This is a genomic window from Priestia endophytica, from assembly GCF_026790145.1.
GTDB lineage: Bacteria > Bacillota > Bacilli > Bacillales > Bacillaceae_H > Bacillus_I > Bacillus_I endophytica_A.
The window spans coordinates 152,936-175,600 of sequence record NZ_JALAMS010000054.1 but is presented as its reverse complement, the minus strand read 5'-3'; the positions used below and the strand labels follow the sequence as shown (position 1 = coordinate 175,600).

Genomic DNA, 22,665 nt, shown 5'->3' with positions numbered 1-22,665 from the left:
GATTTACCTTGATTCCCTTCTTCTCAAGAACCTTTGTAATTCTTAAGGATCCATACCGCCCCTTATGTTCCTTAAATATCTCCTCTATTTCCGCACGTAACACGTTGTTCTCTAAAGCCCTTTTAGAAGGTTTTCTCTGTAAATATTCATAGTAACCTGATCGTGAGATGTTTAACGTTTTACAAGCCTTCTTGATGTTATATTTGTGTTTATTTTCTTTTAGGAATTGAAATCTTACACATTCTTTTTCTTCAAGAAGACCCGGAACTTTTTTAGTAAATCCAGCTCTTTTCTAAGTTCTTCATTCTCACGCTTGAGCTTTTTCATTTCATACTGAGAATTATAAAGTGCGCTTCCACGACCTGGAAACGCACTTTCCCCATATTCTTCATATTCACTTATCCAACGATATAGCGTATTGGGATGAATAGATAATTCGTTCGCAACCTCTTTTACAAATAGGTTCTCTTCCAGCACCAACTGAACTGCAGCCATTTTAAATTGACGATCATAAACTTTTCTACCCATAAACCGAATCACCTTTTTCTCTTAATTTAGTGTCCAGTTTATCGTACCATCTCCACCTTTATTAATATTATATAGAAGGATTAATCATGTTTTCAGGTCTTACGATGTTATCAAATTGCTCTTCTGTCAACAAGTTAAGTTTGAGAGCTGATTCTTTTAAGGTTAAACCTTCTTGATGAGCATATTTTGCAATTTTAGCTGCATTTTCATATCCAATATGAGGATTTAAAGCTGTTACAAGCATAAGGGAATTTTGTACATTCTCTTGGATTTTTTCAATATTTGGTTCGATCCCTACGGCACACTTGTCATTGAATGCTTGCATCGAATCCGCAAGAAGTCTTGCTGATTGAAGGAAGTTATAAATGATAACCGGTTTGAACACGTTAAGTTCAAAATTTCCTTGGCTTGCTGCAAAGCCGATGGTTGCATCGTTTCCCATCACTTGTGCCGCCACCATCGTCATGGCTTCACTTTGAGTAGGATTTACTTTTCCTGGCATAATAGAACTCCCAGGTTCGTTTGCGGGAATGATAATTTCTCCAATACCACATCGAGGACCACTGGCTAACCAACGCACGTCGTTAGCAATTTTCATTAAGTCTGCAGCAAGTGCTTTTAAAGCTCCGTGTGCATACACCATTTCATCATGGCTCGTTAACGCATGAAATTTATTCGGTGAGCTCTTAAAAAGTTGACCTGTAAAACGTGTTATTTCATCTGATACACCCTCTCCAAATTGTGGGTGGGCGTTAATCCCTGTTCCTACAGCAGTCCCCCCAATCGCTAGCTCACGCATCTTTTCCGTTGCTTCCACAATCATTTCTTTTGAGCGATCAAGCATATGGACCCAGCCACTAATTTCTTGTCCAAGAGTTAGAGGTGTTGCATCTTGAAGATGGGTACGTCCAATTTTTATAATGTCTTTGTATTGTTTTGCTTTTTCATCTAATGTATGACGAAGTTGATCAATTGCAGGGAGCAACTGTTCATAAATAGCCAAAACGCCTGCCACATGCATAGCTGTAGGGAACGTGTCGTTTGAGCTTTGACTACGATTCACATCATCATTTGGATGAATTGTAGTTGTAGACCCTTTTTCTTGTAACAATGTCGTCGCCAGATTTGCTACAACTTCATTCATATTCATATTACTTTGTGTACCACTTCCTGTCTGCCAAACAACAAGTGGAAAATTATCATTGTACTTACCTTTAAGTATTTCATCACAAACAACTACAATTGCTTCTGCTTTTTCACTCTCTAAATTACCAAGGCGATGATTAGCCTTAGCCGCACTACGCTTAAGTATAGAAAAGGCCTTCACCATACGTTCAGGTATTTTCTCAGTGCCTATCTTGAAGTTCTCTTTACTACGTTGAGTCTGAGCCCCCCAAAACTTATCGGCAGGCACCTTTATTTCTCCAAGGGTATCTTTTTCTATTCTATAATTCATTCCAGTTCCTCCTCTTACATGCACTAAATATCATCCGTTTTTTATAAAAACAAAATAGATTAGTCTAAAACTTTTCTAATAAAGTAATACTAGCATTGATGGTTTATGATGTATAATGCATAATAAACATGTTTTCAATGTTTATATGTAATGCAAATGTTAAAGGAGACGAATTATTAATGGAATGGGAACAACTTGAGTACTTCCAAACTCTCGCTCGGATTCAACATGTAACTAAAGCTGCTGAAATTTTATCCATTACCCAGCCTGCTCTTTCACGCTCTATCGTGAGATTAGAAAACCATTTAGGTGTTCCCCTGTTTGATAGACAAAAGCGCTCGATTAAATTAAATAAATATGGAGAAATATTCCTCAAAAGAGTCGATTCTATTATGAAAGAGTATCAAGAAGGGAAGGAAGAAATTCAGTCCCTTTTAAAGCCGGATCAAGGTGAAATATCGCTGGGGTTTTTACATACACTGGGGACCAGTATAGTTCCTAGCTTAATTGCAGGGTTCAAGAGGAAATACCCTAAAGTGCATTTTCAACTCCATCAAAACCACTCTAATTGGCTTCAAGAAAAGCTAAAATCGGGTGAATTAGATCTCTGTTTACTTGCTTCTTTCCCTATTGAACCCCCTGTGAATTGGACTCCCTTATGGAATGAAGAGCTTTTTTTGTTTCTTCCTAAGGGACATAGGCTAGCTATACGAGAACGTGTCACCATAGAGGACATTGCTGAAGAGCCCTTTATTTTAATGAGAGCAGGCTACGCTCTTCGAGTGACCATTGATCAGATTTTTGAACAGGCGAATATTCGTCCTAATATTGTATTTGAAGGGGAAGAAGCTGCTACGATCGCAGGTTTCGTTGCTGCTGGCTTAGGAGTCTCCATTCTTCCGGATCTTAAAGGATTAGATCAAACAAATCTTACAAAGGTACGCATTGTTTCACCAAGCTTTCAACGTACAGTTGGGCTTTCATGGATTGAAGGAAAATATCTATCCCCCGTTGCTGAAAGTTTCAAGCAGTATATTATTAATCATTTTGATCAAGTGAATGACATAGAAAAATAAGATGTAATATGTATTTCTAGTTAACATAACACTATTTATCGGAAATAAACCACTAAGGAGACCTTTTTAAAGTATTATATTAATCTATAAAATAAGAAGTATGTTACATTAGAAATGGTGATAATCTTTGGAGGTATTTTACTCAACATGAAATTAATTTGTAACGCTTGCAAACTAGAGGTATCTAAAAATTTAACTGAATTAAAGGATTTAAATTTACTTGACGAAAATAGTGGTAAAGATTATATTCCTCAAGGATTTTTTATAATTGACGATGGACAAGAAGATATACAAACAAAAGGTTTTATTATTATTAATGTTAAAGATTTAATAAATTCTAATTATCATTCTGACGGCAGTAGGTTAAACGGATGTTGTGGTTATGATGGGTTAGATGGCATGAATAGAGTGTGTTTGAATGACCATGAAATCGGCACTGAGAATTCAGATTGTTGGATGCCACATTATGTAGCGTTGAATCCAGATTTAATTAATTTTGTTCAATCTTAAATTAGGCCGGAGAAATAATAAGTGGGAGACCAAATATTCGTTTGGTCTCTCTTTTTTATCTATGTATGTTTTTATAAAAAAAACTTACTAACTAAACTTTATTAAACTACAGAATTAGTCATCTATTGATCTTAGTGTTACAGCAACTATTTCTGGACGATTAAATATCCTTAAAGGAATAACACTGTTTCCAAGGCCCCTATTCACAATCATTGTAGTGTTATCGGAAGTGTACTTTCCAGCTGTGTATTTTGGAAACCATCCTTGGTTAGGTGCAATTAAACCACCGACAAAAGGCATTCTAACCTGTCCCCCATGCGCATGACCCGAAAAAACTAAATCAAATTTATTCTCCACATAAAGAGAAAACATTTCCGGTCTATGGGCTAACAAAATTTTAAATGGTTCTTCTTTAAGTCCTTTAGCAGAACGTGTAATAGCTTCGTAACTGTCAATCCCCTGAGCCGGATCATCAATTCCTACAATATAAGCTTTACTCCCTCCCATAGTTATTACATCTGCTGTATTCCTCATTACGTGTACACCTATATCATTTAATTTACTTTCTAACGAGTGGAAATTCCCTGACCACCATTCATGATTTCCAGTCACAAAATAAGTAGGAGCAATTTCCACTAATTTCTCCATTAATCTCATACTAATTTCTTCATTATATTTTTCTGAGTCAACCAAATCACCTGTAAATACAATCAAGTCAGGTTTTAGCTTATTAACCTTTTGAACTAACTTGCCTTGGTTTTCCCCAAATTCCTTACTGTGAAGATCCGATAGCTGCACAATTTTATACCCATTCATATTTGATGAAATCTTTCTTGAACTAATCGTCATTTTTGTTATTGCAATAGAGTTATTTTGAAAATAACAGAAGAATAGCAAGAAAATTAGTGCAAGAAATATAACTATCCACCTCTTTTTCTTCTTTCTCAATTCTTCTCCTCCTTTGAGTTTTATTGAGTCCATAGTTAAATATCATACCGTCTTTCTCCATATTTAAAAAGATGAGGAGAAAAAAAGAGAAATAGGATTAATGCAGTAACGAGTTTACGCTTTTTCTTTTCCCTAAATTCGAACATATTAATAATTATCCCCACCACATAACTAAAACAAATATGGACCATAAAGAAATAAGTAAACCAGGAATTACAGCAACAAACCCATACAAGTTTAAGATGTTACCCTTTAGTACATTCCTTCTTTAGAGTATGTAAGTCCAGCCAATTGTAACAAGGTATAAAATATTTTACTAAATTTTTTTATCAGTGACGAAATATTCTACACTTGTTCTGTCTGGTTATACTCTACCTCAAATAGCACTGAATGACAGACTAGTTAGCTAGTATGATTATTAGTTTGTTTCCTTGAAGAAATGTCTTTTATTGCCCCCGTTATCACGGATGGAAGTAAAACAATGGCGAAAAATGCAGTGAAAAAATTTAATTGTGGCATTTCATATGGAGAAAACCATTCAGTAAAAATCTTATGGTTAGAAACAGCACCCGTTAAGGATCCATCTTTAAAATTTTGCAACCATGAAGAATTATCTAAGAGGATAAAGATTAATTGTAAAGCCAGTAATGCTATAAGGGTTTGTAACCATCTCTTTTTAAAAAAGGTTTTTGTTTTCTTTGATTATTCCTCATATCACCCTTCTCCTTCTTTCAATATAACAATTAATAAGTTTTCCTTCTTCTAAAATGTACTGTTTTCATAAATATTAACATTTTTTTAAAAAGAGAAATATAAATTCTAATAAAGTACCTATCACCTTTTCTACTTACTTATTACATACCATTTACATTGAGCTATTTTCCTATCATTGACTTACTTTTTAGTTGACAATCTTTTCCGTTGTAAGTATATTATTAACAACGAGGGGTGATAGAATGAAGATTAGTAATCGGTTCACCATTGCCGTACATATCCTTTCCCTCATTAACGTCCGCAGCGATCATTTAACTTCACAACAAATTGCTAATAGTGTAAATATTAATGCAGGTTATATCCGTCAAATCAGTGGTCTTTTGAAAAAAGCTGAATTTATTGGCATAAAACGAGGGTCAGGTGGAGCTTATTTATTAAAAGCACCAACGTCTATTTCTTTGTATGATGTTTATAAAGCTGTTGATGTAGTAATGGAAGGAGAACTTTTTCACTGGCATGAAGACCCTAATCCAAACTGTTGGGTTGGATCTAATATCCAAGAGATTTTAGATATCTTTTTATTAAAGGCTCAACAAGCTATGGAAGGGGTTCTACGAGAGGTTTCTATTCAGGAAATTACGGAATTGATTATCAAAAAAGAGAATGCTTCTACGGAAGCATAATTTTTTATATATGTTGTAAGTGAATTACTTACAACTAGCGCTGTTTTCTTAGAAAACATCATCCAACACTCAAGGAGGAATTGATTAAATGGTGAACTTTGAATCAGAAATTAAAGAGCTTAGTTGGGAACAAAACGTAAATTCCTACGTTCAACTTATTCCAAACCTTTCCTATTCTAAGATTGGAGATTCGTCCCTAAAGCTGAATTTATTGGTATATAGAAACCCAATGGATGCCTTATTTCAACGAGAAGAAAATCAAGAAGTCTATCCTTTAATCATTTATCTACAAGGCTGCGGTTGGGGGTGGAGTAATCAAGATTTGTTCGCCTTCATTCCACAATTATCTGAGATTGCTAAACACGGGTTTGCTGTGGCTAGCGTTCAATATCGTCTGAGTTCGGAAGCTCTATTTCCTACACAACTAGAAGATGTAAGGACGGCTATACGCTTTCTTAAAACAAATGCTTCCAAATTCAATATCAATCCTGAAAAAATCGGAATATGGGGAGACTCATCAGGCGGACATTTAGCTTTACTAGCAGGCTTGACAGCATCAGAGAGTAACCAAAAACATCTTCAAGACTGTCGTGTGCAAGCAGTAGTAGATTGGTTTGGCCCTACCAATTTTCTATCTATGAGTCAATATCCATCCGTATTTGACCATGATTCTCCACAATCACCAGAATCTAAACTGATAGGAGGAGCCGTTCAAGAGAATAAAACTAAAGCCCAACAAGCAAGTCCTATTGAATATGTACATACTGATGCACCTCCTATTTTAATCATGCATGGTGACGCGGATGATGTTGTGCCCTATGAACAAAGTGTAGAACTATTTAATAAACTTAGACAAGCAGGCAATGATGCTACTATGTATCGGATTAAAGGAGCAGGGCATGATGCCTTCACACAAAAGCAAACCATGGCTATTGTTAAATCATTCTTTGAATTTAAACTGAAGTCATAATATATACACTATATAAATTGAGTTAACGTAAAACATGTTAGAGATAGTAAAAAAGCACAAACCTGTTTAATAAAAACGAGTTGGCGCTTTTTTTCTATTATGAACGAGCATAATTCCCATATCCATTAATCACCTTTATATTCCATAAAAAGTGAATACAAACAAATAGTTCGCAAAATGAACGTCCGCAAAAGTGTAGGTTTACAGACTTTTCTTTTTTATAATAAATCTATCCTTTTTGATGTTCATTTAACTTAAAAATTAAATTACAAATCTCCTTGAAAACACATACACTTTTACAAACGTTTTTAATAAGAGAATAAGGAAATAAATACAAAGGGAATATAAAAAAGAAAAAAAGTCTTATTCATATTAGAACAGGACTTTTTATTACCTTTATTTAAATCAAGGTTTACATATGTATCTTCTGTATTATCCATAATATCTTCAAGACCTCCCCCATAAAATATCCAGCACCTTAAATTAAATGATTTAAACCTTGATTTGTCTTATAACATCACATGACGTTATGGTATAATCAAAGTTCAACAGTTGTTTAAAAGGAGGGAAAACATGAAGCTAAACACTCATAGTTCTACACCTTTGTATATTCAATTAAAACAAACGCTTACTGAAGATATTAATAAAGGCGTTTACTCACCAGGAGAAAAACTACCAATTGAAACAGATTTATGTGATATATATGGAGTAAGTCGTATTACTGTCAGAAAAGCTATATTGGATCTCGTCGAAGACGGTCTTCTTACACGTCAGCAAGGAAAAGGCACATTTGTACAGTACCCAAAAGCAAAAAGAGAGCTATTCGCTGTCAACGGACATGCGGAATATATGTCTGAAATGGGGAAAGTGCCTAAAACAAAAATGCTGTCTTTTGGACTTAAAGCAGCAAAAGCAAACATTGCTGATATTTTGTCCCTTTCTCCTGAAAGTGATATTCTTGAACTACAGCGTATTTTATTTTACGATGACCAGCCCCTCACCTTAGAAATTTCTCATTACTCTTTAGAACTGCTACCAAAGTTAAACGAATATGTTCATAATTCTGTTTCAATGTATGAAACCATTAAAAAGTATTATAACGTAACCCCTGTTCATAACAAAAAGTTATTAAACATGGTATTTGCCAATGCCGATGAAGCAAAGCATTTAAAATGTGAAGTAGGAGAGCCTCTTTTTAAAGTAGAGAAAGTGGCCTATGATGCCAAAAAAAGACCCATTCACTCTTCTTTTCTTTACTATCCTGCAAATCGCGTAACATTTACAATTGATAGCTCAATGTCAAATGGGGAATAAGAAAAGACTCTGCTAAACTAGGCAGAGTCTTTCTTTATTGAACCATTTTATAATTTGGATTATACTCTTTTCCATATCCAAAAGCTCCATAATTTTGACACGTTTGGGAAGCAACAGTTGCTCCTTTTTGCATTGCTTTAGCTACATCTAGCTCTTCTCCATATGAAGAAAGGAAGCCTGCAATAAAAGAATCTCCTGCTCCTAATGTATCAACAACTTCGGTAGGAATAATCGGTTGTTTGAATATCTTATCATGAGTAGAAAGCAGAGCCCCTTCTCCACCTCGTGTTATACAAACCATTTTTGTTCCTAATGAATGAGCTTTTTTCATTAGTTCCATACACTCTTCTTCAGATAAATCACTTCCTGAGAAAAAGGCATAATGAATGTATGGACACACTCTTTTTAAATAGTCATCTTCGTAGTTTGTCGAGAAATCAAACGAAATATCGATAACCTCACTCAATTGTGGTAGACGGTATTCTAAACGACTAAATACACTTGTATGAAGGAGATCATGCTTGCTAATATAATCAATATCTTGCTCATCTAAAATAAGGCCAAGCCTTGATTGAATGCCTCCTTTATTTGAACCTTCAAAAACACGGTCCCCATCTTTATCTAGTGCAACAAAAGCCATTCCATTTTCACCAATTGCCCTTCTTACTCTGCTCGTATCAACTCCCTCTTGCTTCAATGAATCGATAACATGTGCAGCACATTCATCGTTTCCGACAATCCCCATATATGCGCAAGGATCATCTGTAAGACGATTATAGAAAACCGCTACATTTAGAGCATTTCCCCCTGGATAAATCTTTCCCTGATCTCTGTAATAGTCAACAACATTATCTCCAATTCCAATTAGTTTCATTGTAAGTCCTCCCTTATTTGACACTTCCACTAGCAATGCCTCTGATAAAGTATTTTTGCATAAATAAAAACAAAATAACGATTGGTGCTGCTGATATTGTTAAGCCTGCTAGCAGTACGCCCCAGTCTGTTTGCAAGGCATCTCTGAACTGCATTAATCCAGCTGGAATCGTGCGTAAGCTATCATCATCAATAAAGATGATTGCAAACATAAACTCATTCCACGTGTAGTACGCTGTCAAAATGGTTGTTGTTAACAAAATAGGTACGCTCATTGGAATAAAAATCCTAAATAAAATACCTATACTTGTACAACCATCAAGACGAGCTGCTTCTTCTAATTCTTTTGGAATGGATAGAAAATAAGCTCTAATAAGCAAGATTGTCAGAGGGATGCGATATGCCACATAAGGCAAGATCAAAGCCCAATGTGTGTTATAAAGTCCTAGTTTTTGAATAATGTTATATAAAGGAATTAAGCTGACTTGAGGTGAAAGCATTAATCCTCCTAAGCAAATCACAAGAATAAACGTTTTTCCCTTAAATTCAAAACGCGATAATCCATAGGCACCTAGCGCACTAACAAAAACCGTCAATATGCAAGACAAGCCTGTAACGATTACACTGTTTAAGAAATAGGAAGAAATTCCGCTCTCCCATGCAGCTACGTAATTTTCAACTAACCATGTTTCCGGAAGTGACCAGCTGTTTGTGAAGATTTCCTCTGTACTTTTAAAAGAGCTCATTACCATCCATAATAATGGATAAGCAATAATAAGAAAGTAGAAAATTAACCCAGCATAGACGAATGTTGCGCTTCCGTATCCTTTCTTTCTTTTTACTCTTTTCACATCACGTATCGTTTCTGGAGTCATCATACTTTGTTTAGGAACTTGCATCATTCATCCCCCTTCCCTGTTTTAAATGCTTTCATTTGAAAGAGTGAAAGAAGTAGCGTAATGATTAAAATAATTGTAGCAATTGCAGAAGCATAGCCCATCATATCTTGAGAAAAAGCCGTTTTATAAAGATACGTACTAAGAACCTCAGAAGAAGTACCAGGTCCTCCTCCTGTTAAAATATAAGGCTCATTAAAAACCGTAAAGGCTCCTGTAAGAGTCAAAATAACAGCTACAAATGTCATCTCTTTTGTTTGGGGCACTGTAATATGAAAGAAACGACGAATTTTATTTACGCCATCAATTTCTGCTGCTTCATATAGCTCAGGCGGAATCTTTTGAATAGCAACAATGTACAGCATCGCAATATAACCGATAGACTGCCATTGAGACACTGCAATAACAGCATAAATAGCTGTATCACTATCTCCTAACCATGGTTTTGCTAGACTTTCTAACCCAATCATTTTAAGAAACTGATTTAACAATCCAACTTCAGGGTTATAGAAAAAAGTGAAAAGTAAAGCAATAACAGTCATCGAGACAACGACAGGTAAGAAATAAACTGTTCTAAAAAGGGGTGAGAATCTACGAATTAATTTATCTTCTAATATAGCGGCAACAACTAATCCTCCGAAAACTTGAAAAACAATCGAGATTACAGCATAAAGGACGTTATTTTTTAAAGCCTCATAAAAGACAGGATCTTTGAAAAGGGTAATATAGTTATCTAATCCTACAAATGCTTTTTCAGGAGAAAAGGTACTCCATTCGTATAAGCTATCAAAAATATTTTGAAAGATTGGAATGTAAACAAGTAATAAAAACGCTAAGGCTGGAAGAAGATATAAGTACGGTATTAATCGATTTAACTTCATTCTCATTTTTTCACTCCCTTATAAAAAAGGAAGGAAGAGTAACTCTTCCTTTACTTTTTAGATTCCGCACGCACGCTATTTGCTGCTTTTTGCACATCCTTCATTACTTGCTTTGGTGTTTTATCTCCGTTTAACATAAGCTGTGTTCCTGTTAAATACGCATCCGCAATACGGCTATCAATCGCCATATCAAACCATGGCGCCATTTCCTCTGCTTTTAAGATCTTATCTACAGCATCAAGCTGTTCTGGCGTTGTATTTTCACTATTTGCCGTATTTTGTACAGCACTATATTTCCCAACATCTTTGACAAGCTTCTCTCCCATTTCTTTAGAAGCTAGAAACTTAAGAAATTCCATTGCTTCTTCAGGATGCTTTGTTTTAGAAGAAATCATAAATCCTTCTGGTGCTCCTGTTAAGTTGGTTTGATTTCCTTTTCCATCTTCTACTTTAGGGAAATTAAACATGCCTAATTCAAACTTGATTGGTCCAAAAAGCTTAATCTCTGCTGTTTCAGCAAAAATCATGGCTGCTTTTCCATTTGAAAATTGCTGTCTTGCATATTCATGATCAATCGAGTTTGTATTTTTATTAAAATAAGGGGTTAGTTCTTTAAACTTTTCGAGAGCTTGTATGTAGCCTTTGTCTGTGAACTTGCCTGTCTCACTTTTATAATCTTTTGCAAGCACGTTTTCTTTTACAATACGCTCATTTAATGTTCCAACATAGTGAGAAATTGTCCACGTGTCTTGACTACCAAACTGTAATGGCGTATATCCATTCTTTTTTAATACTTTTAATACGTTGATAAGTTCATCCCATGTTGCGGGTGGTTTTAAATTCAATTTTTCGAAGATTGATTTGTTGTAGAAAAACATTTTTCCGTCCATTGTGACAGGAACACCGTAAATTTTTTGATCTACTGTGTACGGTTTAACTTGGGATTGGACGAGTTGAGAAGACCATTTGGCGTCTTTTTCATAGTAAGACGTTAAATCTAAAGCTTTATTTCCTCGTACAAATTGGCGAGCAAATTCATCGCTCCAAGAGAAATAAATATCAGGCGGGTTGTTTGTTCCAGTCATGACTTTAATCTTATCTTTGTAGGAATCATTTAAAACAGCTTCTGTTTTAATTTTAATATTAGGGTGTTGTTTCTCAAATTCTTTCACAACGTCATTGAAGTATGTTTTTTCTGGCTCTTTTGGCCATCTATGAAAGAATGTTAACACCGTCTTTCCATTCTCTGACTCCGAAGTTGTTTCTTTGCTAGAACATCCACCAAGCAGAAGTGCAAAACTTAAAAGCAAAAGTAACATAACTTTTGTCTTTTTCATTTCTTATCCCTCCTTCAATAAGATCATATACTATTAAGTTATACTATAATGTTATAAAACATTATAGTATAACTCGTAAGTAAAATATACAGATTTTTCAGTATGTTTAACTTAATATTCGACTTTCCACATGTAGCGTCTTTTACTTAAAGGATGATTGCGTGCTTCTGCTAGTTCCTCTGCATACTGTCTGAGGACACGATTTAAAATAAGTGGAGCAATGTAACCTTTCATTTCTTCGTCAATACCTGAAAGGTCATATTCTTTTGCATCGAGTACAGTCAGTTTCTTACCGTATCGTTTTGAGAAAGATAGAGCTCTTTCTTCAAGTGGGCGCGTTTCATCTAAGCCTAGTAAAATCATGAATGGTACATTTTCATCAATAATTTCAAACGGTCCATGGAAGTATTCCCCTGCATGAATAGCATGTGAGTGAATCCACTGCATTTCCATCAAAATGCAAATGCTGAAAGAGTATGCCGCTCCATAGTTTGCACCGCTTGCCATTGTATAAATCACAGGTTCTTCCTTGTTGGCTTCAGCATATTTTCTTGCGTTTTCTTTCTCATATTGAAGTGCTTTTTCATAAACAGATTGCAAGTTTTCTAGAGAAGAAACAGCTTTAGCGAACTTTTCGTTGTTTTCTACAACAGATAAAACACCGAAAACAAGTTGATAAAGAACACCTAGATTTGTTTCAAATGCATCAACATCATTGCCCCACTCATATTTAATTACGCTATCTGCATTTTGAGCAAGTGGAGAAGTTGGTTCGTTTGTTAGTGCAACAGCGTAAGCTCCTTTACTTTTAGCAAACGTTGCTGCTTCTGCTGTTTCAGGAGTTGTGCCAGACATGGAGCATAAGATGACGAGAGATTCTTTTCCTAGTTGTCGAGGGTTACGATGAATGAATTCATTTGAGCTGTATAAGTCTGAAGTAAGGGTTGTAGCTTCCCGATCTAGTACATATTTTGCTGGATACATAATGGCTGAAGATCCTCCGCATGCTACAAAGAAAATGTTTCGAATGTTTTTGTTTTCTAATTCATTTAACACCGCTTGCACATCACTTTTTACATTTACAACAGTTCTACTCATACTTTCACTCCTCTAATTTTTATTAAGATATATAACATTATATATTGTTATATATTGTTATATTAAGCTTTAAAGACTCAGTCGTCAATATATTTATCAGAAAATTTAAAAATATCTTTAAATCTCCTTTTTCTATTTGATACTAATATTTATGGTCGCTAATACACTCTTCTGTATCAACATCAAAGAAGCTAGCTTTTCCTAACTGAAAATGAAAATGAATTGTCTCCCCTATAGTGAATTCTTTTGGAGAATTTACGCGAGCTACAAAAGATTGATCTTCTATATGTGTATATAAAATAGACTCTGCTCCAAGCATCTCTACGACTTCTAGCTTTGCCGCTACTTTGGCTGTATTTTCAAGCTGAACATCGCTATAAACAATATGCTCTGGGCGGATACCTATAATGACTTCTTTTTTATCATACTTTCGAGCTTTTAACATTTCTAACTTGCTTTGTGGAATTCTCATTTTCGTTTTTCCGACAATAAAATAACTGTCTTCAATCATCCCCTTGAAAAAATTCATAGCAGGAGAACCAATAAAGCTTCCAACAAATACGTTTTTAGGATGATGATAGATTTCTTGCGGAGTTCCTATTTGTTGAATTACTCCATCTTTCATGACAACTAAGCGAGTAGCCATTGTCATTGCTTCAACTTGGTCATGTGTAACGTAGATTGTTGTTGTTTGCAATCTTTGGTGAAGCTTAATAATTTCAGCACGCATTTGCACTCTTAGTTTTGCATCTAAATTAGAAAGCGGCTCATCCATCAGAAAAACCTTTGCGTCTCGTACAATAGCTCGTCCTAAAGCAACACGCTGACGTTGTCCACCAGAAAGCGCTTTTGGTTTTCGATTTAAATAGGTTTCTAATCCTAAAATTTTAGCGGCTTCATTTACACGTCGTTTAATTTCTTCTTTCTTTACCTTTTTCAATTTCAATCCAAAAGCCATGTTATCATAAACTGTCATATGTGGATAAAGAGCATAATTTTGAAAAACCATGGCAATGTCCCTGTCTTTTGAAGCAACATCGTTCATTCGTTCTCCATTAATGTAGAAATCTCCGTTTGAAATTTCTTCTAGCCCTGCAATCATTCTAAGAGTTGTTGATTTGCCGCATCCTGATGGTCCAACAAAAACAATAAACTCTTTGTCTTGAATATGAAGATTAAAGTCCTGTACGGCAATATTCTTTTTGTCATACACCTTTTGAACCTTCTCCAAATCTAAAACAGCCATATCAAATCACTACCCTTCTGAATATTCAGATATCTTTTAAAACATTCCTACTTTTTCGTTACTTTCCTTAAAAATAGGTTCTCTAACTTACTCACTATCTTAATGAAATATCGTTTAAGGAGAAATAACTGTGTAAAGTATCATAACAAAAAATATCCAAACTGTGTTATATGTTTTTTAAATTTAAGACAAAACCTCCTTAATCTCAGTTTGTAAACGTTTCCATGAACCTATTATAGGAGAGGTTGTGAGAAATGTAAATATTCATCATTTAAAAAAATAAAATGCTCTTTTGCCTTCTCTTCTCAAAATAGGTTCAGTAAAAAAAGAGTCGCTTTGAAAAACGACTCCCTTTTTTAAATTTGATTATACGCTCTTTCTAGTATTTTTTGATAATCTTGGGCCGTTATTTTTCGAACATTGCTACTCGTTGAACCGTTTTGTACAGCGAGTTTCACAAGGTGAGTAAAATCTTTTTCTTGTACATGGGGTAAGTCTTTTAGCTTTGGAATATCTAGCTTTCTTGTAAAATGTTCAATTCCCTCTATCAACTTTTCGGCTGCAACTTCATCCTTATCATTATCTTCAGCAAAAAGCATATAGCGTGCAATATCAGCATGCATTTTTTTATTTTCTTCAGCGTTAAATTTTAAGACGTAAGGAAGAAAAACCGCATTTGCTATTCCATGTGGGGTATCATAAAGACCACCAAGCGCTTCTGCCAAGCAGTGCACAGCTCCTACATCAGAAGAACCAAAACAAAGACCTGCAAGTAAACTGCCTTCTAACATGTGAAATCGAGCTTCTTTATTTCTTCCATCTTCATATGCAAGCGGCAAGGAAGAAACAATTTTTTTCATTGCACTCGCGCCTAGCGCTTGTGAAATAGGGTTTGTTTTTTTACATGTGTATCCTTCAATGGCATGAACAAGAGCATCAACTCCTGTTGCAGCCGTTACTGAAGAAGGAACCGTAAACGTTAATTCTGGATCAAGCACAGCTAAAACAGGACGCAACATCTCATGTTTTAACGTTATTTTACGATGTGTTATTGCTTCTGTAATAACAGACGACCGTGTTACTTCTGATCCTGTTCCAGCTGTTGTGGGAACACAAATAAGCGGCGCTATATTTTCGTAGCTTCGCTTTCCATCAGCATAATCCGTTGGCGTTCCTCCATTTTTTCCGCACAGTGCAATGGCTTTTGCCGTATCCATTGCACTTCCTCCTCCAACAGCGATAACGGCATCAGCTGTGAAATCTTGAAATTGCCTCGCTCCTTCTACACAATGAGCAAAACGAGGGTTTTGTGCGACAGAATCAAAGACTGAAACACGATAGCCATAAGCTTCTAAATCGTGTTGAATCGGCGTTACAAGTCCTGCTTGAATAACTCCAGGATCGCTTACAAGCAAGATTGAAGAACCAATCTCTAGAGATACCAACAACTGTGGTAGTTTTCGTGAAATTCCATTTCCCATTTCAATTCGCGTCGAACAAAAATAGCTGTATGATTCCATTTATATTCCTCCTGTTATGTAAACAAAGTGTTTCCTTTTTATTTCTACTGTTCTACTCTTTTCCCTTTTAACGCACATTTTAACAATTGAAAAAAATAAAATTTAAAACCACGTGGAACATCTTAAACATACCCTTTTAAGAGAATTTATTGAAAATTGATTGTTGACAAAAAATAATTCGTCCTTTATAGTGATTATTAATTCGAAAGACCTAACAAACACAACTACATGTATAAACGCAATGAATGGGAGTAGTAAAAGTTTTTCATAGATTCAGAGAGCTGCGGGTTGGTGCAACGCAGTCTATAAACGCTTTGAACTCGCCCAGGAGCAGCAAGATAGAACGGAGTGAAAATCCCCTATATTTTGACGAATAACCTACGTTATAAGGTATACGAGCAGGATTCGAAAAGAATCAACAAGAGTGGTACCGCGGTTTGCCTAAGAAGCTTATCGTCTCTTTTTTCATTCAAAATGAGAAAAGAGACGATAAGCTTTTTTGTTTTTTAAAACGTTATCCGGCCGGAATAAAATATTGAGATATTAGAAAGCTTGATTATGGAAAAGTGGAGGTAAGTGTTATGAGAGACAACCAGAATTTACAACGCACAATGACTTCTCGTCATATTATGATGATGGCATTAGGAGGAGCTATCGGGGCAGGTTTATTTAAAGGAAGCAGTTCAGCCATTGATATGGCAGGTCCCTCTGTTGTTATTGCATATCTTATTGGAGGCATTATTTTATTATTCATTATGCAAGGTCTCGCTGAAATGGCGGTACAAAACAATAAAGCAAGAACATTTCGTGATCTTGTTCAGTCTCATTTAGGCAAATATCCCGCTTATTTCTTAGACTGGATTTATTGGAAGATGTGGGTGCTAAACATTGCAGCTGAAGCTGTAGTTTCCGCAATATTCTTACAATATTGGTTTCCACAGTATCCAATTTGGTTTTTGACATTACTTGTTTCTGTACTAGTTACTGTTGTAAATCTACTTTCTGTAAAAGTTTTTGCAGAAACAGAGTATTGGTTAGCTTTGATTAAAATTAGCGTTATTATCTTGTTTATCTTAGCAGGTGTATTGCTTTTATTCGTATCATTTGGCAGTCATGAAGCAGTTGGATTTTCAAATTTAACAAAGCATGATGGATTTTTCCCGAATGGTTCTGTTGGCTTAATTACAGCAATGCTTGTTGTTATTTATTCTTACGGAGGAACAGAGATTATCGGCGTTACGTTAGCAGAAACTAAAAATCCTGAGAAAGTGGTTCCAAAAGCGGTTCGCAGTACGTTAACACGTATTATTGCCTTTTACATTTTTCCATTTTTTATTATCGTCAGCTTGATTCCTTGGAATGAAGTAAATGGTGTTCAAGAAAGTCCGTTTGTAATGGTATTTAAAATGATTGGAATTCCTGGTGCAGATCATATTATGAATGCGGTCATTTTACTTGCTATTATTTCCTCTATGAATTCAGGGTTATACGGTTCATCTCGCGTTCTATATACACAAGCTGTTGATGGTCGCCTTCCAAAAGTATTTGCTAAACTATCAAAAAGAAAAGTTCCTGTTTATGCAATTTTAACATGTACCTCTTCTTTATATGTAGGAGTAATCATTTCCCTTGTTGCAGGAAGTAAAACGTTTGATTACTTAATGGGCTCGTTAGGATATACTGTTCTATTTATTTGGTTAATCATTGGTCTTGCTCATGTGAAGTCACGTAAGAATTCATTTGAAGTTAACTCTTATCATGTGAAATGGTTTCCTTACACAACGTGGGTTGCGGTTATTGCTTTGCTTTTAATCTTAGTTGGCGTTATTTTTACAACTTCTTTTATTATTACAAGTATCACCCTTGCTATCTATCTTTTGATTACTTTAACGTATTTTTTCAAACTACATCAAATTCAATAAGGTATTGTGAAAGTGTTACTTCATATAATTATTTATTAAGTAGACCGTTCTTTATAACTAGCAAAAAAGCATGGTGGTTATGTCCATGCTTTTTTGCTAGTTTTTTAACCATTGATAGGCATCTATTCCATAGAAAAGTAAAAGCCCGCTGCCTATCCCCCATACGCTGATGCTTATGACTTGCCACAGCACTATATTTTCTTTTCTCGCACCTGCTACCACAGATACTAGTGCACTAATATGATTAGCTCCAACAATTGGACCTAAAAGCGCTAGACCAGGTACTCCATACTTATCAAAGTAATGTCTTGCTTTTGCAAACCGTCTGTTTATAGAAGGATAACGGTCATGGTGATTTAATTTATCCTTAATAAGAGTAACAATCAAGACAACAAGTAACACGGAGATAATATTTCCTCCAATACCTAAAAATGCGGTTAAAACGAATGGTAACTCCAATAAAACTCCTAAAGGAACTGCTACATGAGCTTCAAGAAATGGGATAAATCCAATCAAAAAAATCATCCCAAAACGATACATTAACTGCATTTCTTTAATTCTATACAAAATTTCTTCAACCAATCGATCTCCTCCATCCTCCCTTTTCAATAGGTAAATCTTACAGTTTTCAGTATAAAAGGTGACGTGAGGAGAGGTTCAAACCATTTTCAAAAAAAAGAAGTTCATTTTTTGAACTTCTTTTTCTTGCTAAAAACTTAATCGACCTATTTTATTACATTCTTGGGCAAACCATAGCGCCCCATCAGACCCTAGGATAATACCATGTGGTTCAGCACTTTTTGTTGGAAGTTGATATTCTTTAAACTCCCCTTCTGTTGTAATGCGCCCAATTTGGTCTCTTCCCCACTCCGTAAACCATAGGGCATCATCAGGACCCTTTGCAATGCCGTGTGGACGAGCATGTGATGTAGGAATTTTATATTCTGAAATTTCTCCATCAAGGGTGATGCGTCCAATTTGATTCGCATTGATTTCAACAAACCATAGGGCGTTATCAGGCCCCCCTGTTATACCAACAGGACCGGCGTTCTCTGTCGGCAAATCAAATAGTGTTATATTTCCTGCTACCGTAATTCTTCCAATCTGGTTACTCTGATTTAATGTAAACCACAGTGCCCCATCAGCACCATATACAATATACGACGGAAAAGTAGCCCCAGCAGGTAAGCTATATTCAGTAATCTCTCCTGACGAGGCAATTTTCCCAATCCGGTTCCCTTTTGTTTCTGTAAACCATACATCACCATCAGGTCCTTTTGTAATACCAAATGGAGCTGAGTCTTCGTGTGGAAGAGGATATTCCTTTATCTCTCCTTCAGATGTTAAGCGCCCAATTTTATTTCCCTTATTTTCTGTAAACCATAGTTCATCATTATATGATGACGTAATAAGCAATACACCTGCATCAGCGGTCGGAACTTTTGTATACGTAAGCTGTCCATCTAGCGTAATCCGTCCAATACTGTTTGCTTTATGCTGCGTAAACCACAACTCTCCATCCGTCCCTACCGTAATTCCATAAGGACCTGAGTTTTCGAGTGAAAGGTTGTACTCGTTATATCTCATCTTCATAAGGAACCCTCCTTTTTATGTATAGCTTCTTACATGCTTCTTCATAAAAGGAAAGAATTCCTGTATGAAACAGTGCTTCACACGAGTTTTTTCTTTTCAAACCGCTCTAGTGAAAATAGCGAAAGATCTTGCTCAGTCTCTCCTTTTGTTACGAGCTCGCTTAGCGCTTTCCCAATGGCACTGCTAAATTTAAATCCGTGTCCAGAAAATCCAGCAGCAATTGCAACATTTGGATAGTTCGGATGAGAGTCTACAATAAAATCTTCATCAGGGGTCATCGTATACATGCACGTTTTGCCATACTTTAAGCTTGGTTCCTGCACAATAAACTGTTTTAAAAAGTTTGTTAAATCTTGCTCATCTTCCTTATATGTAGAAAATTCTTTTAACGGATCATTAGGGTCTACAGGATGTCCTGTATCATGACGGCCTACTTTTAACCCCGCCCCGTTAATACTCGGAAAACCGTAATACATGCCTTCTTCCGTCTCAAAACCAAAGGCTGGGAACGCTCTTTCGTTATATATTTCTTCATCACTATTAAACCAAGCAAATGTTTTGCGAATCGGCTGTAGCGGTAAGTCTAAATGAAGCATAGAAAGCAGCTCATTTGAATAAGCTCCTGCTGAAACAATAAGAGATTCAGAAGTAAACGTTTCATTATCCGTTTCTACTGTCACCCGTTCCTCACTTACTGTAAGATTTATCACTTTGCGATATGATAAAAGAGTCGCTCCTTCCTCCTCTGCAAGCTTACGATATGCTTCAATACATCTTTCACTATGAAGAACGCCTGACGTTGGCTCGAAGCATCCTGTTAAATGTTCATTAACTGAAATGCCTTTCCACTTTGCATTCACTTCTTTAGCTGTCATAACGGTTAGTGGTAAATCGTAGGTTTTGGCACTTGAAATGACGTTTTGGACAAATGTCGAATCTTTCGGACCAAGGGTTAAAACACCTGTTTTCGTAAATAAAGTTTGTCCCCATTCTTTTTCAAGTTCAGCCCACAGCTTTTTAGACTGCAATAATAGGGGTACGTATTTTTCTCCTTCACCATATGCATAGCGAATAATCCTCGTTTCTCCATGATGACTTCCTTCTGTGTGTGGAGGATCGAATGCATCAAGCAATAATGTGTTTTTTCCGCTTTTTGCTAAGTAATAGCCCGCTGCCATTCCCATGGATCCAGCTCCAATAATAATGATGTCATAATGCATAGTGATGTCTCCTCCTTTTTTATCGGTTTTTAGTTGATTATAAGATGTATGTATAGAATATTCTCTCTATTATAACAAAAAAGCAGAAGAACTAAATATTCTTCTACTTTTTTGCTATAGTCTATTTTGATTTAAAGCTCTAAAATTCTTTTTGTTAACTCTTTAAATTTTTGGTCAAGTTCCTCATATTCTTTATGTCCTGGAGCTATAAAACTAAGTCTCCCTAATACTTCTTGCCTTTCCGTTTCAAGTTTTAACTTCAATTCTTCTCTATTGTCTCTTTTTTCGGGCACTTTATGGAATTGTTTTTGAATGTTTCCTTTTGTTAATAAGAGGTTCGTCTCTGTTGTTTTCCCAAGAAAATAGCGATCGTGGGAAACAATAAGAAGCGTACCGTTGTAATGAGATAGCGTCTCTTCAAGCTGTTCACGCGATGGTAAATCAAGATGGTTTGTGGGCTCATCGAGAATAAGCACGTCTTTTTCTTCTAATATATACATCATTAACTTACATTTCACGCGCTCCCCCATGCTCATCTTTTCAATGGGTTCTTTCCACTGTGAAGACATAAAACCTAAGTGTTTCATTAAGTTTTGAACTTCACCTCTTTCGGCAAACGTTTCCCGGTAAAAAAGTTGCTCTGGTGTTTGTGCAAGAGGCAGGTCAAATACTTCTTGTGTTAAATAGCCGATATGAGCAGATGGCGATATCCATATGTCTCCTTCTGCTGATTCTTCTCCCATTATGATTTTCAGCAATGTTGTTTTCCCACTTCCATTTTCTCCTATAATCGCTACTTTCTCTCCATGCTGAATCGTAAAATTCGCATTTTGGAACAATATCTTTTCGTTAAATGCTTTTGTTAGCTTTTTAACTTCTAAAAAGCGTTTTCCAACTTTATGGTGAGAAGAAATAGAAAACTGAACCGTATATTCATCTTCGACACGCTCCACTTTCTTTTTATCTAACTCTTTTTCAAGTCGTTTTCTTTTCGACTTCACTTGAGAATCCGTTCTTTTCGCTTTCACACGATGATATTCTTTAAAGCCTTCTTTTTTAGTGGACTCAGCATGTGCTTTCTTTGACCATGAAGAAAGTTCATCCATTTGAGATTCAATCCGTTCAATCATTTTCTGCTGTTTTTCATATTCACGCTGCTCAGCGCGTCTTCTTTCTTTTCGCATTTTCATATAGCTGGAGTAATTTCCGTGGTGCTCAATAAGTTGTTCGTTTTCAATAGCCCATATTTTAGTTACCACATCATCTAAAAAAGCACGATCATGGGAAACAAGAAGAATTGTCCCTTTATAAGCAGCAATTTTACTTTGTAAAACATTTAAACTTTCTTTATCAAGATGGTTTGTGGGTTCATCGAGCAATAAAAGGTCGCTCTCTTCTGCGAACCCATGTGCAAGGCTCGCTTTTAACTTTTCTCCACCGCTTAATTTTGAGAAATCATGGAGCGGCACTCTCCATTCGTTTAAAAGTTTTCGTTGTAATGGGAGTTCATAGGTCGAAGTGTATGCTTCCTTTTCCTGTTCAACAAACACAACATTTATATTTTTTTCGAGCCACTGAATATGCCCCTTTGTTGGCTGTATCTGCTGATGAATCAGGTTTAGTAATGTAGACTTTCCCGCTCCATTTTTACCAATAATCCCGATTACTTCCCCTTCATGAACCGTTCCATTGATTTTGTCAAACAGGTTATTTTCCGTCACTTCATAGCTTACATTCTGCAATTTCAACATTTCTTTCATAAAATCCGTCCCTTTCTATAATGAGAGGACAAAAAAATCCTCCCAAATTAATTGGAAGGATTAGCCGTACCGATACATAGACAAATAAGCTACTGTAAAATAGCTAAAGAGTTATAAAAG

The 22,665-nt window shown here is 35.8% G+C and carries 22 protein-coding genes and 1 other annotated feature; of the genes, 6 read left to right on the top strand and 16 right to left on the bottom strand.

The genetic code is table 11. The features are described from left to right. The 3 genes from MOC86_RS27575 to fumC form a co-directional block, all read right to left on the bottom strand. A partial coding sequence (locus MOC86_RS27575; RefSeq protein ID WP_419146690.1) for an IS3 family transposase occupies positions 1 to 103 on the bottom strand: 103 nt, incomplete at its 3' end. A gap of 131 nt (positions 104 to 234) precedes the next feature. Then, positions 235 to 528 (bottom strand): transposase, encoded by a 294-nt coding sequence (locus MOC86_RS25625; protein WP_268586717.1) that lies wholly within the window; start codon positions 526 to 528, stop codon positions 235 to 237. Positions 529 to 595: 67 nt separating this feature from the next. Next, positions 596 to 1,984: a class II fumarate hydratase gene (gene fumC / locus MOC86_RS25620; RefSeq protein ID WP_268586716.1), complete on the bottom strand. Its 1,389-nt coding sequence runs from the start codon at positions 1,982 to 1,984 to the stop codon at positions 596 to 598. A gap of 179 nt (positions 1,985 to 2,163) precedes the next feature. Between fumC and MOC86_RS25615 the strand changes: the two genes are divergently transcribed. After that, positions 2,164 to 3,060, top strand: a complete 897-nt coding sequence (locus tag MOC86_RS25615; RefSeq protein ID WP_268586715.1) for a LysR family transcriptional regulator — start codon at positions 2,164 to 2,166, stop codon at positions 3,058 to 3,060. 147 nt (positions 3,061 to 3,207) lie between these two features. Further along, entirely contained in the window at positions 3,208 to 3,570 is a 363-nt protein-coding gene (locus MOC86_RS25610; protein WP_268586714.1) for a hypothetical protein, read from the top strand. 114 nt (positions 3,571 to 3,684) lie between these two features. Here MOC86_RS25610 and MOC86_RS25605 read toward each other — a convergent pair whose 3' ends face one another. Further along, a complete protein-coding gene (locus MOC86_RS25605) occupies positions 3,685 to 4,518 on the bottom strand; it encodes a metallophosphoesterase (RefSeq protein ID WP_268586713.1) in 834 nt (277 codons plus the stop codon). Positions 4,519 to 4,920: 402 nt separating this feature from the next. Continuing rightward, a complete protein-coding gene (locus MOC86_RS25600) occupies positions 4,921 to 5,163 on the bottom strand; it encodes a YfzA family protein (protein ID WP_268586731.1) in 243 nt (80 codons plus the stop codon). A 311-nt stretch (positions 5,164 to 5,474) separates the two neighbouring features. On the opposite strand from MOC86_RS25600, the gene MOC86_RS25595 reads away from it, so the two are divergent. From MOC86_RS25595 to MOC86_RS25585, 3 genes are all read left to right on the top strand, one after another. Beyond that, positions 5,475 to 5,915, top strand: a complete 441-nt coding sequence (locus MOC86_RS25595; protein WP_268586712.1) for an Rrf2 family transcriptional regulator — start codon at positions 5,475 to 5,477, stop codon at positions 5,913 to 5,915. 88 nt (positions 5,916 to 6,003) lie between these two features. Next, a complete protein-coding gene (locus tag MOC86_RS25590; RefSeq protein WP_268586711.1) occupies positions 6,004 to 6,885 on the top strand; it encodes an alpha/beta hydrolase in 882 nt (293 codons plus the stop codon). Positions 6,886 to 7,458: 573 nt separating this feature from the next. Continuing rightward, a complete protein-coding gene (locus tag MOC86_RS25585; protein ID WP_268586710.1) occupies positions 7,459 to 8,199 on the top strand; it encodes a GntR family transcriptional regulator in 741 nt (246 codons plus the stop codon). Between the two features lie 34 nt (positions 8,200 to 8,233). On the opposite strand, the gene MOC86_RS25580 is transcribed toward MOC86_RS25585, so the two are convergent. The 7 genes from MOC86_RS25580 to MOC86_RS25550 form a co-directional block, all read right to left on the bottom strand. After that, positions 8,234 to 9,073 (bottom strand): fructoselysine 6-kinase, encoded by an 840-nt coding sequence (locus MOC86_RS25580; RefSeq protein ID WP_268586709.1) that lies wholly within the window; start codon positions 9,071 to 9,073, stop codon positions 8,234 to 8,236. 13 nt (positions 9,074 to 9,086) lie between these two features. Continuing rightward, positions 9,087 to 9,947 carry a carbohydrate ABC transporter permease gene (locus MOC86_RS25575; RefSeq protein WP_419146689.1) on the bottom strand — a complete coding sequence of 287 codons (861 nt, stop codon included), beginning with the start codon at positions 9,945 to 9,947 and terminating at the stop codon, positions 9,087 to 9,089. A 23-nt stretch (positions 9,948 to 9,970) separates the two neighbouring features. Beyond that, on the bottom strand, positions 9,971 to 10,849 hold the full coding sequence (locus MOC86_RS25570) for a carbohydrate ABC transporter permease (RefSeq protein ID WP_268586730.1): 879 nt from the start codon (positions 10,847 to 10,849) through the stop codon (positions 9,971 to 9,973). A gap of 50 nt (positions 10,850 to 10,899) precedes the next feature. Then, positions 10,900 to 12,186, bottom strand: a complete 1,287-nt coding sequence (locus tag MOC86_RS25565) for an ABC transporter substrate-binding protein (RefSeq protein ID WP_268586707.1) — start codon at positions 12,184 to 12,186, stop codon at positions 10,900 to 10,902. A gap of 111 nt (positions 12,187 to 12,297) precedes the next feature. Continuing rightward, positions 12,298 to 13,284 (bottom strand): SIS domain-containing protein, encoded by a 987-nt coding sequence (locus MOC86_RS25560; RefSeq protein ID WP_243520020.1) that lies wholly within the window; start codon positions 13,282 to 13,284, stop codon positions 12,298 to 12,300. 142 nt (positions 13,285 to 13,426) lie between these two features. Next, the gene (locus MOC86_RS25555; protein ID WP_268586706.1) at positions 13,427 to 14,530 is read right to left on the bottom strand and encodes an ABC transporter ATP-binding protein; all 1,104 of its coding nucleotides are present in this window, start codon (positions 14,528 to 14,530) and stop codon (positions 13,427 to 13,429) included. A gap of 356 nt (positions 14,531 to 14,886) precedes the next feature. After that, the gene (locus MOC86_RS25550) at positions 14,887 to 16,050 is read right to left on the bottom strand and encodes an iron-containing alcohol dehydrogenase (protein ID WP_268586705.1); all 1,164 of its coding nucleotides are present in this window, start codon (positions 16,048 to 16,050) and stop codon (positions 14,887 to 14,889) included. Positions 16,051 to 16,282: 232 nt separating this feature from the next. Further along, positions 16,283 to 16,514: a binding site (T-box leader), on the top strand. A 117-nt stretch (positions 16,515 to 16,631) separates the two neighbouring features. Between MOC86_RS25550 and MOC86_RS25545 the strand changes: the two genes are divergently transcribed. After that, positions 16,632 to 17,972 carry an amino acid permease gene (locus MOC86_RS25545; protein ID WP_268586704.1) on the top strand — a complete coding sequence of 447 codons (1,341 nt, stop codon included), beginning with the start codon at positions 16,632 to 16,634 and terminating at the stop codon, positions 17,970 to 17,972. Positions 17,973 to 18,068: 96 nt separating this feature from the next. Here MOC86_RS25545 and MOC86_RS25540 read toward each other — a convergent pair whose 3' ends face one another. The 4 genes from MOC86_RS25540 to abc-f all read right to left on the bottom strand — a co-directional run bounded on the left by MOC86_RS25540 (position 18,069) and on the right by abc-f (position 22,545). Next, complete coding sequence (locus MOC86_RS25540) at positions 18,069 to 18,581, bottom strand: small multi-drug export protein (protein WP_268586703.1); 513 nt, start codon at positions 18,579 to 18,581, stop codon at positions 18,069 to 18,071. A gap of 99 nt (positions 18,582 to 18,680) precedes the next feature. Beyond that, entirely contained in the window at positions 18,681 to 19,565 is an 885-nt protein-coding gene (locus MOC86_RS25535; RefSeq protein WP_268586702.1) for a Virginiamycin B lyase, read from the bottom strand. A 77-nt stretch (positions 19,566 to 19,642) separates the two neighbouring features. Beyond that, complete coding sequence (solA, locus tag MOC86_RS25530) at positions 19,643 to 20,785, bottom strand: N-methyl-L-tryptophan oxidase (protein ID WP_268586701.1); 1,143 nt, start codon at positions 20,783 to 20,785, stop codon at positions 19,643 to 19,645. A gap of 131 nt (positions 20,786 to 20,916) precedes the next feature. Continuing rightward, positions 20,917 to 22,545 (bottom strand): ribosomal protection-like ABC-F family protein, encoded by a 1,629-nt coding sequence (gene abc-f, locus MOC86_RS25525; protein WP_268586700.1) that lies wholly within the window; start codon positions 22,543 to 22,545, stop codon positions 20,917 to 20,919. Between the last annotated feature and the right edge of the window lie 120 nt (positions 22,546 to 22,665).